At 49.5% G+C, this 14,037-nt stretch carries 8 protein-coding genes; 4 read left to right on the forward strand and 4 right to left on the reverse strand.

Annotated features, from left to right (window positions below):
- Positions 1–101: 101 nt before the first annotated feature.
- The 3 genes from P2H89_RS06310 to P2H89_RS06320 all read left to right on the forward strand — a co-directional run bounded on the left by P2H89_RS06310 (position 102) and on the right by P2H89_RS06320 (position 6,299).
- The gene (locus P2H89_RS06310) at positions 102–3,026 is read left to right on the forward strand and encodes a triple tyrosine motif-containing protein (RefSeq protein ID WP_275825731.1); all 2,925 of its coding nucleotides are present in this window, start codon (positions 102–104) and stop codon (positions 3,024–3,026) included.
- 256 nt (positions 3,027–3,282) lie between these two features.
- Positions 3,283–4,158: a DUF6089 family protein gene (locus tag P2H89_RS06315; protein WP_275825732.1), complete on the forward strand. Its 876-nt coding sequence runs from the start codon at positions 3,283–3,285 to the stop codon at positions 4,156–4,158.
- A gap of 203 nt (positions 4,159–4,361) precedes the next feature.
- Positions 4,362–6,299, forward strand: coding sequence for a menaquinone biosynthesis decarboxylase (locus tag P2H89_RS06320; protein WP_275825733.1), 1,938 nt, complete (start codon positions 4,362–4,364; stop codon positions 6,297–6,299).
- An 86-nt stretch (positions 6,300–6,385) separates the two neighbouring features.
- Here P2H89_RS06320 and P2H89_RS06325 read toward each other — a convergent pair whose 3' ends face one another.
- Genes P2H89_RS06325 through P2H89_RS06335 form a run of 3 tightly spaced genes read right to left on the reverse strand, consistent with a single transcriptional unit; the run spans position 6,386 to position 12,181 of the window.
- Complete coding sequence (locus P2H89_RS06325; RefSeq protein ID WP_275825734.1) at positions 6,386–8,290, reverse strand: DUF3857 and transglutaminase domain-containing protein; 1,905 nt, start codon at positions 8,288–8,290, stop codon at positions 6,386–6,388.
- Positions 8,291–8,294: 4 nt separating this feature from the next.
- Positions 8,295–10,241: a DUF3857 domain-containing protein gene (locus P2H89_RS06330; protein WP_275825735.1), complete on the reverse strand. Its 1,947-nt coding sequence runs from the start codon at positions 10,239–10,241 to the stop codon at positions 8,295–8,297.
- Between the two features lie 5 nt (positions 10,242–10,246).
- Positions 10,247–12,181: a DUF3857 domain-containing protein gene (locus P2H89_RS06335; protein ID WP_275825736.1), complete on the reverse strand. Its 1,935-nt coding sequence runs from the start codon at positions 12,179–12,181 to the stop codon at positions 10,247–10,249.
- Between the two features lie 321 nt (positions 12,182–12,502).
- Here P2H89_RS06335 and P2H89_RS06340 point away from each other — a divergent pair, with 321 nt between their 5' ends.
- Complete coding sequence (locus tag P2H89_RS06340; protein ID WP_275825737.1) at positions 12,503–13,438, forward strand: TraB/GumN family protein; 936 nt, start codon at positions 12,503–12,505, stop codon at positions 13,436–13,438.
- A gap of 97 nt (positions 13,439–13,535) precedes the next feature.
- Here P2H89_RS06340 and P2H89_RS06345 read toward each other — a convergent pair whose 3' ends face one another.
- Positions 13,536–13,952: a nucleoside-diphosphate kinase gene (locus tag P2H89_RS06345; protein WP_275825738.1), complete on the reverse strand. Its 417-nt coding sequence runs from the start codon at positions 13,950–13,952 to the stop codon at positions 13,536–13,538.
- Positions 13,953–14,037: the final 85 nt, after the last annotated feature.

Consider the following 14,037-nt stretch of genomic DNA (forward strand, 5'->3'; position numbering starts at 1 on the left):
GCTACAACAATACTACATCATCCAAAAATTTGTACTTTCACAGAAGGGCCGATCGGCTGTCATCAGTACCTTACAGCTACGCACCAATTGCCTGCCTGCATATGAATAGATCAAAACGATTGCTGCTGATCCTGCTGGTGGTCGCCTATACCTGCCAGGGTCAAAATACCATCGGCCTGCCCGAGATCATCAACTATTCCAAACATATATATGGAGGGGGAACCCAGAACTGGGACATCCAGCAGGATGTGAATGGGATCATGTATTTTGCCAACAATGAGGGCATGCTCAGTTTCGATGGCACCCATTGGCGCATCTATCCACTTCCCAATAAAACCATCGTGCGCTCCATTGCCATCGGGCGCGACCGCCGTATCTATGCCGGCGGCCAGGATGAGATCGGTTACTTTTCACCCGATTCTACCGGCACCCTGCGATACACTTCCCTCAAACACCTCATCCCCGACAAAGAGCGCTCCTTTGCTGATATCTGGGACATCATCCCTTATGGTAGTGATGTGTTCTTCCGCTCCATTCATAAGATATTACAGTATACCAACAAAACCATCATCGCTTATCCGGCTGTGTCGGAATGGGCATTCATGGGATTGCACCAGCAACAATTGGTGGCACAGGATATGAGCCACGGACTGCTGTATTTTCACCAGGGTACCTGGCAGCCTCTGCTGCCCACCGATGAGCTGCAAAAAGGATTGTATACCAGTGCTTTGATATCTATCGGGAAAGATAGTTCGCTCATGGCCACCCTCAAGGACGGCGTGTTCCTGCTGGCCAATGGCAGGTTGTCGCGCTTTACCTCGCCGGATATTGACCGCATTGCCCGGGAAACCATTTATGGCGGGCTCGCCCTGGGGCGCAACTGGTTTGCCCTGTCTACCAGCCTCGGCGGCTGCCATATCTTTAACCGCGAAGGGGAGCTTATCCAAAGCTTTTCCCGGAAGGAAGGCCTGCAGAACAACAATATCACTTCCATATTCCGGGACCGTAATAACAATCTCTGGCTGGGGCTCGATAACGGTATCGACTTCGTGGCTTACGACAATGCAATCAAGCACATCTATCCCGAAAACCTCAACGAGGGGTCGGGCTATGCGGCGCTTATACACCAGGATCATCTTTATTTGGGCACCACGAATGGTTTGTATACGGTGCCACTCACAGCCATGGACGACCTGAGTTTTGTGAAAGGCCAGTTTACCGCCGTGCCCAATACGAAAGGGCAGGTGTGGGGGCTCTCGGGCATCAACGGGCAGGTACTCATGGGCCATCACGATGGCTGCTATCAGGTACTTCCTTCAGGCGCCATCCCGGTCAATGCGCGGCCCGGCTGGGGTTATTGGACCTACCTGCCGGTGAGTAAGGTATTGCCATCGGCGCAGGTACTGGCCGGCACCTACCACGGACTCGATATCCTGGCCTTCAGCAACGGCAGTTTCAAGCCGGTACAAACCATTGCGGGCCTGGAGGAGCCGGCACGCTTCATCACCTTCGATAACAACAATGTGGCCTGGGCTTCGCATCCCTACCGGGGTGTTTACCGGGTAGACCTCAGCGTGCAGCCGGCCCGCATCAAGTTATATACCGATAAAGAAGGCCTGCCTTCCTTCATGAACAACCACGTGTACAATATCAGGAACCAGGTGGTAGTGGCTACGGAAAGAGGGGTGTATGTCTATAATGATAAGTCCGATCGCTTTGTGGCGGCGGAGGCCTATCTGCAGGTGTTTGGTAATACCAGCCTGCGTTACCTGAAGGAAGACAGTGAAGGGAATATCTGGTTCATCCACGATAAGCAACTCGGGGTAGTGGATTATGCTGGTACCTCCCCGCAGATCGTATACCTGCCCGAACTGAATGGTAAAATGGTGAGTGGCTTTGAACACATCTACACCGTTAACGCGCGCAATATATTTATGGGTGGTGAAACGGGCTTTTACCATATCAACTATGATCAGTACCGGCGCAACAAATATGTATTGCAGGCGCACATCAACAGTGTAAGCACCAGTGGTTCCGTCGACCGGCAGATCTTTGGCGGTTATTTCGGGGAGGTGAATGATGCAAGCGAGCAGGATAAGGAGGTATACCCCGATATTCCGTGGAAATGGAACTCACTTCATTTCGAATATTCTTCCACGCTCTATGGTCAGCAGGCCAATATCACGTATAGTTATCAACTCAAGGGATTTGATGCAGGCTGGTCGGAGTGGTCGCGTAAAACAGAAAAGGATTACACGAACCTGTCGCCGGGCAACTATGTCTTTGAAGTGAAAGCACGAAATAACCTCGGCAATGAATCGGTCATCACCAGTTATCATTTCCGGGTAATGCCACCCTGGTACCAAAGCTGGTGGGCCTATGGAGTGTATACACTGGCTTTATTTGGATTGGCGCTGGTCTTATACAAAAGACAACAAAAGAAATTTCAGCGACAGCAGCAACGCCACGAAGAAGAACAGCGCAGGTTATTATACCTGCACCAGCTTGAGCTGGAGAAGTCGGAGAAAGAGATCGTGAAGCTGCGCAATGAAAAACTGGAGTCGGAGATCGATCATAAGAACAAGGAACTGGCCTCCTCTGCCATGCACCTCGTACAGAAGGGCGAGTTGATCGGCCGCATCAAAGAAGAACTTACGAAGCTGAAGAAATTGCCGACGCAGGGTGAAGAGGCCGACGAATTGAAGAAGCTGTTGCGCATTCTTCATGAAGAAGATAAAGTAGATCAGGGGTGGGAGCAGTTTGCTTTTCATTTCGATCGGGTACACAGCGATTTTTTAGTAGCTTTGAAAGAACGTTATCCTTTATTAACGGCCAATGAGATCAAGTTGTGCGCTTACCTGCGCATGAACCTTTCCACCAAAGAGATCGCACAGTTGATGAACATATCCGTACGCGGTGTTGAGATCAGTCGATACAGGCTGCGCAAGAAATTGCAGATCGCTACGGAAACGAATCTTTTTCAGTTCCTGTTGAACATCAAATCGACCAACCACCAAAGCCATTAACTTTTGTTTCCCAACCCATTTCGTGCCGACGCCGTACTTACTATAGTGCGGATGCAAAGCACAGGGCATTAATAATTTATCCCCAACCTTAATAAGCGGTCGGCAGCTGCTGTAAATAATTGGCGCGAAACTTGCGTTCAATGTAACATCCAATAAGTGCAGCCTTTTGTGTTGATCGCATCCGTATATCCGTATCCTCGTTGAAAAACGATACCTCGAAACTTTGCTGCTGAAACCCAAAAAAATCAAAAGACGTATGCGAAAAGCCACGCTGTTGTGTCTTCTATTGCCCGTATTAAGCTATGCCCAGGATGACCGTCGATTACACCTTACTTTGTTTGGCGGTTTAACCAATTACCAGGGCGACCTGCAGGGAAAAGCCTTTACATTGAATCAATCGAATCTTGGTGTGGGGATCGGTCTTAAGTATGATCTCACACCGCATCTTGCGGTTCGTGGTGGTATCATGTATGGATCGGTGGAAGCTTCCGACCGGTTGAGTACAGATAGTGCACTGCGCGCACGCAACCTCAGCTTTGTCAGTAAAATTTTTGAAGGCAACCTCTTACTGGAATATACTTTTTTCAATCTCCAGGATAAAAAGATATCGCCTTATGTGTTTGGCGGTATTGCAGCCTATCATTTCAATCCTTATGCATCGGATACGCTCGGTAATAAAGTTTACCTGAAGCCATTGAGTACCGAAGGGCAGGGGATACCTGGTTACACGAAGGAATACAAGCTCACCCAGTTTGCCATTCCGTTTGGCGGCGGTATCAAGTTCCGCGTAAGCAGCAATGTGGTGCTGGCGTATGAGATCGGCTTGCGTAAGCTGTTTACCGATCATCTGGACGATGTGAGCGGCCGCTATGTGGATCAGGTCACCCTGGGAACAGAAAGGGGCGCCAAGGCCGTTGAAATGGCCTACAGGGGCAACCAGCTAAAAGGAGCCGATCCTACCTTCTACCCGGGCGATGGCGAATTGAGGGGTAGCGCAAAGGCCAAGGACTGGTATTATTTCCAGGGTCTTACGCTTTCCATTGGTTTGGGAGGCAGTGGCGGTGAAGGATTCGGTGGTGGTGGCGGCAGGGCCCGCGGCAACCGGCTGGGATGTCCCCGCAATGTGTTTTAGGTCACTCACTACCTGCAAATATGAATGTAGCGGCCCGCCTGGCGGGCCGTTGCTGTTTGCACCTGTCCCGGCGAATGCCCCGGCATTCGCCAGGGGCCAATTTACGGTGGTGAAGCCGTGAAACAGCCTGCTGTCGGGTGGTTTTAAATGCTGTGGCGCCGCGTTCAATTCTGGCGTAACTTTGCCCCCGCAAATCCAAAAGCATGGCATACAGGCATCAGCAGCATTTTATCGATACGTTGGAGCAGGCCGGGGAACTGATCCGGATTAAGGAGTATGTAGATCCGAAACTGGAGATCGCCGAGATCACCGATCGCATCAGCAAAACTCCCGGTGGCGGCAAAGCATTGTTGTTTGAGAATACCGGTTACGATTTTCCGGTATTGATGAATGCCTACGGCAGCGACCGCCGCATGTGCCTGGCGCTGAGCGTTAACCACCTTGATGATGTGGCCCGCAATATTGAAGACCTTTTCAAACTGCTGGCGGCGCCTAAAGAAAGCATTCTCGACAAACTGAAACTGCTGCCCAAACTGGGCGAGTTTGCCTCCTGGATGCCGAAAGTAAAGAGCGGCCGTGGCGCTTGCCAGGAAGTGATCTGGCAGGGAGCGGAGGCAGATATCAACAAACTGCCCGTAATTACCTGCTGGCCCAAAGACGGCGGTCCTTTTGTGACCCTGCCCATCATCCACACCAAAGATCCGCACACCAATACGCGCAATGTGGGCATGTACCGCATGCAGGTGTTTGGTCCGCAGCTTACCGGCATGCACTGGCACCGCCATAAAGTAAGCGCCAAACATTTTAGCGAGTACAAGAAGATGGGCGTTAAAATGCCGGTAGCGGTGGCGCTGGGTGGCGACCCGGTATATGCTTATTCTGCAACGGCTCCTTTGCCAGAGAATGTTGATGAATACATGCTGGCAGGTTTTCTGCGCAAGAAGAAAGTAGAGCTGGTAAAATGCATTACACAGCCAGCTATCGAAGTGCCGGCCGATGCCGATTTCGTGATCGAAGGGTACGTAGACCCCAACGATGAGTTGATCTGGGAAGGGCCGTTTGGCGATCATACCGGTTATTATTCCCTGCCCGACTGGTATCCCAAATTCCACATCACGGCTATCACCCACCGCAAGAAGCCAGTGTATCCTGCTACCATCGTAGGCATTCCGCCACAGGAAGACGCCTGGCTGGGTAAGGCTACCGAACGCATCTTCCTGGCCCCCATCAAAATGACGATGGTGCCTGAGATCGTCGATATGGACATGCCCGTGGAAGGCGTGTTCCACAACCTGGTGATCACGAAGATCAATAAAGAATATCCCGGCCAGGGACAAAAAGTGATGAATGCCATGTGGGGCGCCGGTCAGATGATGTTCAATAAGATCCTCGCCCTCACAGATGGGCAAACACCTATTACTGATTACAAGGCACTCGCTCAATACGTTTTTAAACACCTCAATCCGGCAACGGATATCTATTTCTCGCAGGGTCCGATGGATGTGCTCGACCATAGCTGCAGCAAGCTGGGCTTTGGCGGTAAAATGTGTATCGACGGCACGAAGAAGACCGAAGAAGAGATCGATGATACGTATGCGCTGACTGCTGTACACCTTACGGTTGATGATAAACTGATCCACGAACAGTTTGCGGAGATCAGCAGCGTCAATACCCAATTGCTCGCCCTGGATATACCCTGCGTGGTGGTCTCGGTGAAGAAAGAACGTAAGGGGCATGTAAAAGAACTGCACCAGCAGTTGTGCCAGTCGCACGTGATAGAGGGTGTAAAAGTGGTCTTGTATGTTGAGCACACGGTAGATGCCAATGACCTGCCTGTAGCCTTGTGGCGTTTTTGCAATAACCTCGATCCGCGCCGCGACAGCCTGCCTTTTGAACAGCTGTCGTTGCAGCAGCCCGGTAAGAAATGGGCCTGCATGGGCTTCGATGGTACCATCAAGACAAAGGCGATCGATGATTTTCAGCGCGACTGGCCCAATATCATTGTGGCGGCCGATGAAACCATCGAGTCGGTTGACAGGAAATGGAATACGCTGGGACTGGGTGAATTCCTGCCCTCGCCATCCCTGAAATTCAAAGGGCAGATCTACGGCGAAGAGGCGGTCGTGGAGAATGCTGAATAGAATAATACCAAACTAAATACTAAAGGCCGTTTCGCTGTGATGCTGAAACGGCCTTTTCGTTACCGGCAGGGATTTGCCTGTTCGTTTTATTGTTTCTTGATGACGATGCGTTGTGCATCGTCGAGGTTTACGTCTTCGAAAAATTTCTTGACTGCAGCGTAGTCGGCAGCAGGTATCTTTTGTTGGTGCAACGTAAGGGATGTGGTGGAAAGGATCGCCTTTTTGCTTTCATCGTACCAGCATTTGGTATGGTAGCTGGCATAGTCGCATCTAAAGTCTTTGGTTTGCGGTAAAGCGTCTACCACGAATCCTTCGGGCAATTGGATCAACGTGGTATCCGTATTGGTATAAGGCGACGTGAAGTAATAATCCCGCTTACGGTTCTCTGCCTTCGGCAGCTTGTATCCGCCTATCTTATGTTGGCGTGGGCTAAGGAACATCTTGTTGCCGGCTATGAACTCGGGTATTTTCTCTACAGCCATCTCGAGGTCGGCCCCTATGATAGCGGAGTTTTCCTTTTTAAGGAGACTGAACTCATCAGGTTGTTTATAGCCCAGGCCATTTATGATAAAAGTTTTCTGGTCGTCCTTCTTTTCAGCAATAATTGCATCGATGAGCATCTTGAAACGGCCCGTACCGGTGAGGGAACTCACTACCTTTCCTGATCCATCTGCTTCCAGGGCTACTGTGGTGTGCACATCAAATTTGTTGGCCGACGCCCGGCTGGTAGGTGTGGCTACCAGTGCGCCACCATTTTCCGTGATCACGAGGGCGTTCCTGTTTTCGGTACTGGAACTAAGGAAATTAAAATCGATCACTTTGCTGGTGCATTCCAACCAGATCGTGTCTTTGGCTTGTGGCACACACAAGATCACGTGATTGAAATCGTTCATCGGGAAGCCTGGATCGAGTGGTATGGTATTGACTTGTGATTTAATAAGTACGGCATGGCTTCTTACGCCAACAGCTTTCAATGCCGCTTGCATATAGTTGGTAAGCCCCTTGCAATCGCCATATTTCTTTTGGTCTGTAAAGTCTGCCGGCAACGATCTCCAGCCGCCAATACCCAATGAAATGGCTACGTACCTGAAATTGTTTTGCAGGTAATTATAGATGATGCGCACTTTTTCGGCGTCATCTTTAGCATCTTTTACGAGGTTGTTCAAAAATACCTTTCGATCTTCCGGTAATACATCCAGCCCTTTGTGCATTTCATTGTACCAGATGCCGAGGTTTTTCCAGCTCGTCATATCACCTTCATAAGCGCCCATTTTGAATTTGGTGGCAGCTAAAATAATACGGGGATATAGATACTCATAGCCAGCAGTGCCTTCTTCCGATTCGATAGCTGGCAGGTTACTGACCGACCATTCATAGGTCTTGTATTTCTCGTCTTCCGTAATTTTGGGCGATAACTTGATATTCTGTTCCTTGTACCGCAAGTCAAGTCCCTTGGGTACTTTCACGGTAAAAATGGATTGTTGTATCGCTTCATCAGTACCGATGATGTCGTATGATGGCATGAAGAGCGATCCCTTGAATTTCTTCTCATAGGTGATATCTACGGTGACAGGGTAGGAGGGGGCCGGAATCCTGATATAGGCGGATTTGTTGTCGTCGATCAGCGATTCGCCACTGCCGCCGCCATAGGTGATCAGGTCTTTTTTCTTATACTTGTTGATCTGTTTACCAAGCTTGTCATACACTTTTATCTCTACATCTTCGAAAAAGAAGAACTTATTATCGAAGTGAATGCCCCATTCGAGCTTGTCGGCTCCATCGGCATCTAAAACGGTGAAAATTTCCTGTACTTTATAATAAGCCTTATCAATATCAGTGATCTCGTAAAAGCTGTGCTCGTACCGCTTTACTACGTGGGCATTCTTCTTCAATGCCTCGGGTATGGTTGCTGCATCCAGCGAGACTGGCTGAGCTTTTGTCAACAAGGCCAGGGCCAGGACGGGTAGGGTCAACAACAGTCGTTTTCTCATCGTGTTACTTTTTCTTGAATACAATTTGCTCATTGAGCAGTTCAAACATCTTCTTGTAAAATTCCTGTAATTCGCCATATTCGTCAACCCTGTACAGACTCTTCTTCAGTTCAATCCGCACGCGGGCAAGTATTTTGCCAGTATTGGCATCATTGAAAAGCTCCCGCACGAAGACAACCGTCTTGTCGGAGTTGACCAGTTGCAGCGATTTGGGCAGTGCATCTACGTTGTAGCCCTCGGGAATGTCCACGTAGGTGCTGAAGCTGATGTTCTGGCGGTAACCAAAGTTCACATCACTGAAACGGGTGCCCGCAACAAAAGGATTGCTTTCGTAACCGGAGAACAGGTTGATCGGTACAAACACATAATCACCCGTATTGGTAACGGGCGCGTAGAAATGGATCTGCTGGCTCAGCGGCAGGCTGTCTTCTTTCTCGTTTTTGAGCGCGATACTATCAACTTTCATATTGGTTCCTACGCTCGTGAAGCCATCGACATACCGCTGCCGGCCCTTGTACCAATCGCGAAGTCGTTCGAGGCGGGCATACTGCAGGCTGTTCACATACGCTGTGCCTTCCAGCAGCTGGTTGGCGCCCAGTTTCAACGACAGCGTGATATTCTCCCTGAACTGTAGCGACTCGTCGGTAATATTCACCAGGCCGCCCTTCTTGCGGTTTACGATGAGGCCGGTCGTGTTCAAAACGTCAAAAGGAACCATGCCGGGCTGTCCGCCCGACTCTGTGGCGTCGAGATAGTATTTCTTATCACCAATCACCACTACCACGTAGGTGGCGCTGAACTGGTCAATAAAAGGGTACTGCGTTTGCACCTTGCCATGCTGGCGCTCGCTGATCAGTACCGGATAAGCTTCCAGCCCGGCTTCGAGCAGCAGGTTGAGCAGTACAAAGTTTACCTCCGTAATATTTCCTTTTTTCTTGCTCCAGGCCGATTTCACGCCGTCGCCGCTGTTGCGGCTATTGAAGCCGTTCCAGGTCATATTATTACGGGTGTAATAGTAGATCTTTTTCATCTTATCCTCCGGAGCGGGTACCAGTTTCAACAATAGCATCAGATCTTCCGTACCGCTGATGCTTTTGCCAATCTGCGTACCGAAGTAGGGATCACTGTTCAGTTCTTTGATCACCTCTTCCCAGGAGGTCATATACTTCTGCTTGCCAAATCCGCCGTTGTTATAGCCCGCCAGTTGAAAAGTGGCGCGCTGCAGGTAATCTTTACGGGCGTCCATATAAGGTTCGTCGCGCAGGCCGGGAATGTTCTTCATTTCGAGGAACAATTTTCCAGGCTCTTTTTTTACCGTAATAGGCAGCTGGTCGCTTTTGTACACCATGTAGGCAAATTCGGTGTTGGGGGGGATGGAAAGGTCGAACTTGCTTTGCACGGTGGGCAGTTCCTGCTGGAACCGCCATTCTTCCAGGGCCTGAATGCTCTTTTCAATGCTGCGGTATTTGTATTCGACAATGCTGCCCGGTTTTACACCGGGAAACGCAAACCGCTTGGCGTGCCAGTATTGATTGAGCGGCTGGTTATAGATCGACTTGCGGTCTACCGTATGCATCGTTAGCGTGCCATCTTCGGTGAAATTGTAGGCCAGCGCCTCAATGTCGTCGATATACTGGAAATCATTGCGCATTACGTACGGGATCTGCACATTGGCAAATTCCATCCCTTTTTCCTTCAGGATCTTGATGCGGAGGTGCCGGTAGGTGACCAGGTGATGTTCTTCGTTGTGGTCAACGACGGCTTCATCCAGCAGCACGATCGCCACGGCCTCACTATCGAAGGAACACACTTTCAGTTCCTTTTCTTCTTTGGTCAGCTTACCCCAGGTCTCAAATTCGGGCTGCGCCCAGGCTGGTAATGCAGATAGCAGCGCCAGCAGTGGCAATAGGGTTCTCAAACGACAACGGGTTACGATCAACTCCAGGTTCATGCAGATCAGGATTTAGCTTTTTTTCTGATGGCGTACTGCTCATTGAGCAGGGCAAACAATTGCTTGTAAAATTCCTTAAAATCCGGGTATTCTTCCGGGCTATAATAAGGTTTCGAAAATTCCAGTGATATACGAACGGCCAGTGTATTCTTTTCGGCGTTCACCCGGCGGGTAATGGAAATACTGGTATCGGGCATGATCATCCGGATGCTTTTGGGCAGGGCCTCAAACTCATACGATTCCGGAATAGTTACATTCGCTACGATCTGGTAATTCTGGTTGGTGCCAAAGAATACATCAGAAAACCGGGTATCGGCCAGGAAGGGATTTTTCTCCAGTCCGGTAAAGAGGTTAACGGAAAAATACTTGTAATCGCCCGAGCTGTTCACCGGCAGGTTGAAGCCAACATTCTGGGTAAGCGGCAGAGAATCTACTTCTTCATTCTGCAGTACAAGGCTGTCGATCTTCATGCCCGGTATATTCTCGGTAAAATACCTTTCAATGAATTTGTCCTTGCCCTGTTTCAGGGTAGGCAAACGGCGCACACGGGAGTAATCGAAGCTGGTTACGCTGGCATTGCCTTTCATAATACCCGCTTCGTTGATCTCCGACATCATGATCACTGTTTCACGCAAATGGGGTTTTTCATCCCAGAGTACGCGCCAGCCCCATTGGCCGGTATCAAATTTTTCGATCAGCAAGCCTTCCGAATACATTACTTCATAAGGTATCAGCGAAGAGGGGGTATAATGTTCCGTGGCATCCAATACATATACACGTTCTCCAATCGTAACGTAGGCCAGCACCTTGTCGAAGTTGCCGATATCGGCAAAAGACGTGTTCACGCGACCGTTGCCGCGCGTGCTCACCAGCAGGGGAGAGGCTTTTAGTCCGGCATCCTTAAGCAGGTTCACCAATATAAGGTTGATCTCGCCCGATGTGCCTTTCTTGTCTTTCCAGGCAGCACGTACACCATTAAGTGCCCAAATATTGCCGAGGTTATTCCATTCCATGTTCTTGCGAACATATTGGTGTATGGCTACCATTTTCTGATACGGATCTGTGAGCTTTTGCAAGCTGGCGTCGAGATCGGCTGTACGGGGAATATCCCTTTTCATTTGAATGCCAAAATCTTCGTCTTCCACCAGGGCCTTGATCACCTGCGGCCAGTTCGAAATAAGGCTGCGGCGGGGAACGCCCGGAAAGTTCAGTGCAATGAGTCGTGTCTCAACCCTTTGCAGGTAGTCATCATCGCACGTAATATAGGCTTCATCGCGTAGCGCAGGGATGTTTTTCATAGAAATGGCCCTTACATTACGCCTTCCCTTGCTTTCATCTTTTTGTTCAACCGGCAATACGCATAGAGGGTTGGCAGTAAACTCCAGTTCCTCCGGAAAGTCGATGCGGTATCGGCTGTATTTAACGGGGATGGAGCGTTGAAAGTACCAGTCGATCAGCGCGATATTGGTGCGGGTGTATTTGTATTCGATAATGCTGCCGGCCTTTACTTCGGGAAACGTAAATACCTGTTCGGAAACACGTTTATCAATCTGCTTTTCGTAGACCAGCTTTTTTTCTACTTTGGTGGTTACGATATTGCCGGCGGCATCGAGGTTATAAGTGGCTGCCGTAAGTCCTTTGATGTTCTGCTGGCCACGAAAACTTACATAAGGGATGTGGATATCGGCCGATTTAAGGCCCTTATCCTTTAAAATCTTAATGCGTATATGACGTACCAGCTCCAGCGAATACATATTATCGAGGTAGGCTTCACCCACATCAAATAGTACCACGGCTTCGGCATCCTTGTCAAAATCACATTCTTTCATCTGCAGATCGGCCTTTTCTACGGTACCGAAGGCAGGAATGTCTTTGTCTTTTTGTGCTAATACAGGCAGCGCAAGCCCCAACAATGCAATGAGGGCCATTGATTTTCTCATATTTTGGGTTTAGTTTTTGAACCTGGGAGGTTCACCGGCTGCTATAGTCTAGCCATATAACGCTGGATTTAACAGCCTATTATACAAAGCCTCCCGAAGAAATTAAGATTTTTTTACTGGCATATGTGGATGCCGGAGGTTAGTTTTGTACATGGAGGCGGATGGTTGGAGACAGGCGCATGCAGGTATCCGGGCACGCGGGGCCGGCGGTTGTGGTAGGGTTGCATATCAGGGGTTATTTGGCAGCAATAATAAGAAAAAAAATAAACGCATAAATATTAAAAAATAAAGCACTTGATCATGTTCGTGAAAACATCATTTATGGCGATCTGTTGGGTGGCGCTGGCCGGTTTCGGGTACTCTCAGACGAAGAAAAACGGTCCCGTGAAAACGATGGCGGCAAAACCGGCAGCAGCTAAGTCCAAACCTGTTGCGAATACTGGCCCGGTGGGCAATACGCTGCTGTTCGAAATAACCGGCAAGGGCCTCAAAGCTCCCTCGTACCTTTTTGGTACCATGCACATTCTTTGCGATAAGGATGCCACGTTGAGCCCTAACCTGAAAAAGGCTATCAAGGATGTTCAGGTGATCTATTTTGAGCTGGACCTCGACGATATGGGCGAAACGATGGGCGCTATGAAATACCTGCGCATGAACGAAGGTCAAAAATTACAGGATCTGCTCACACCCGCCGAATACGCCCGGGTTGAGCAGTACTTCAAAGACAACAAATCTCCCTTACCGCTGTCGTTTATGAGCCGCTTTAAACCCTATTTCATTTCGGCCCTCATCGGTGAGCAGGTAATGACCTGCGGCAGCGAGCAGAAGAACGGCATGGAACAAAAGATCATGAAGGAAAGCCAGCAATACGAGCGGGAGATTAAAGGACTGGAGACGGCCGAATACCAGGCCGGCCTGTTCGACAGCATCCCCTACAAGAAACAGGCGCAGGACCTGGTGGCCTATATCGACAGCATCGACAACTACAAGAAAGCTACCCTCGAAATGGTAGAAGTGTACAGGAAGCAGGATCTTAAAGGAATGGATTCGCTGGTCAATAAAACCGATCCCGGCATGGAGCAATATATGGATCTGTTGTTATATAATCGGAACCGCCGCTGGGTAGCCAACATGCCCAATATCATGGGACCCCGGACTGTGCTCTTTGCCGTTGGGGCGGGCCACCTGAGCGGAGAAGAAGGGGTGATAGCCCTGTTGCGTAAAAAGGGTTATACCGTAACGCCGCTGAAGAATTAATGGCTGATTGTTAACCGGTTTTGCCGGTTTCTTGAAATATAAAAGGGGAGGTGGACATGGAGTCCGCTTCCCCTTTTAATTACTTGACGATATAGGCTTAGAATTGCTCCAGGCCGCTGAAGAAGAAGCTGCCTTCGATGGCTGCATTCTCATCGCTGTCGCTGCCATGAACGGCATTCTCACCTAAAGAAGTGGCGAATAATTTACGGATGGTACCTTCCTCCGCCTGGGCAGGGTTGGTAGCGCCGATCAGCTTGCGGAAAGCGGCCACGGCATTATCCTTTTCCAGGATAGCTGCAATGATCACACCACTGCTCATGAAAGACACCAGCTCTCCGTAGAAAGGGCGTTCTTTATGCACAGCATAGAATTCACCGGCTTTTTCAGCGCTTAATTTTGTTTGTTTTAAGGCTACGACGCGGAAACCTTCTTTAACGATCCTGTCCAGGATAGCTCCGGCATGACCATTTTTCATTGCATCCGGCTTGATCATCGTAAACGTGCGATTGCTCATATAATTAAACTCGATTTTGGGCGCAAAGATATGGGGAGATTTCGGATTTGGCTATTGGACTTTATTTACGCAACTTTGCCCACAT

The organism is Paraflavitalea sp. CAU 1676 (genome assembly GCF_029223285.1).
Lineage (GTDB): Bacteria > Bacteroidota > Bacteroidia > Chitinophagales > Chitinophagaceae > Paraflavitalea.

What these genes read in the sequence shown, in the direction of transcription:
- P2H89_RS06340 (WP_275825737.1), top strand. Translation starts at nt 12,503, where the DNA reads ATGGCGATCTGTTGGGTGGCGCTGGCCGGTTTCGGGTACTCTCAGACG.
- P2H89_RS06320 (WP_275825733.1), top strand. Translation starts at nt 4,362, where the DNA reads ATGGCATACAGGCATCAGCAGCATTTTATCGATACGTTGGAGCAGGCC.
- P2H89_RS06345 (WP_275825738.1), bottom strand. Translation starts at nt 13,952, where the DNA reads ATGAGCAATCGCACGTTTACGATGATCAAGCCGGATGCAATGAAAAAT.
- P2H89_RS06335 (WP_275825736.1), bottom strand. Translation starts at nt 12,181, where the DNA reads ATGAGAAAATCAATGGCCCTCATTGCATTGTTGGGGCTTGCGCTGCCT.
- P2H89_RS06310 (WP_275825731.1), top strand. Translation starts at nt 102, where the DNA reads ATGAATAGATCAAAACGATTGCTGCTGATCCTGCTGGTGGTCGCCTAT.
- P2H89_RS06330 (WP_275825735.1), bottom strand. Translation starts at nt 10,241, where the DNA reads ATGAACCTGGAGTTGATCGTAACCCGTTGTCGTTTGAGAACCCTATTG.
- P2H89_RS06315 (WP_275825732.1), top strand. Translation starts at nt 3,283, where the DNA reads ATGCGAAAAGCCACGCTGTTGTGTCTTCTATTGCCCGTATTAAGCTAT.
- P2H89_RS06325 (WP_275825734.1), bottom strand. Translation starts at nt 8,290, where the DNA reads ATGAGAAAACGACTGTTGTTGACCCTACCCGTCCTGGCCCTGGCCTTG.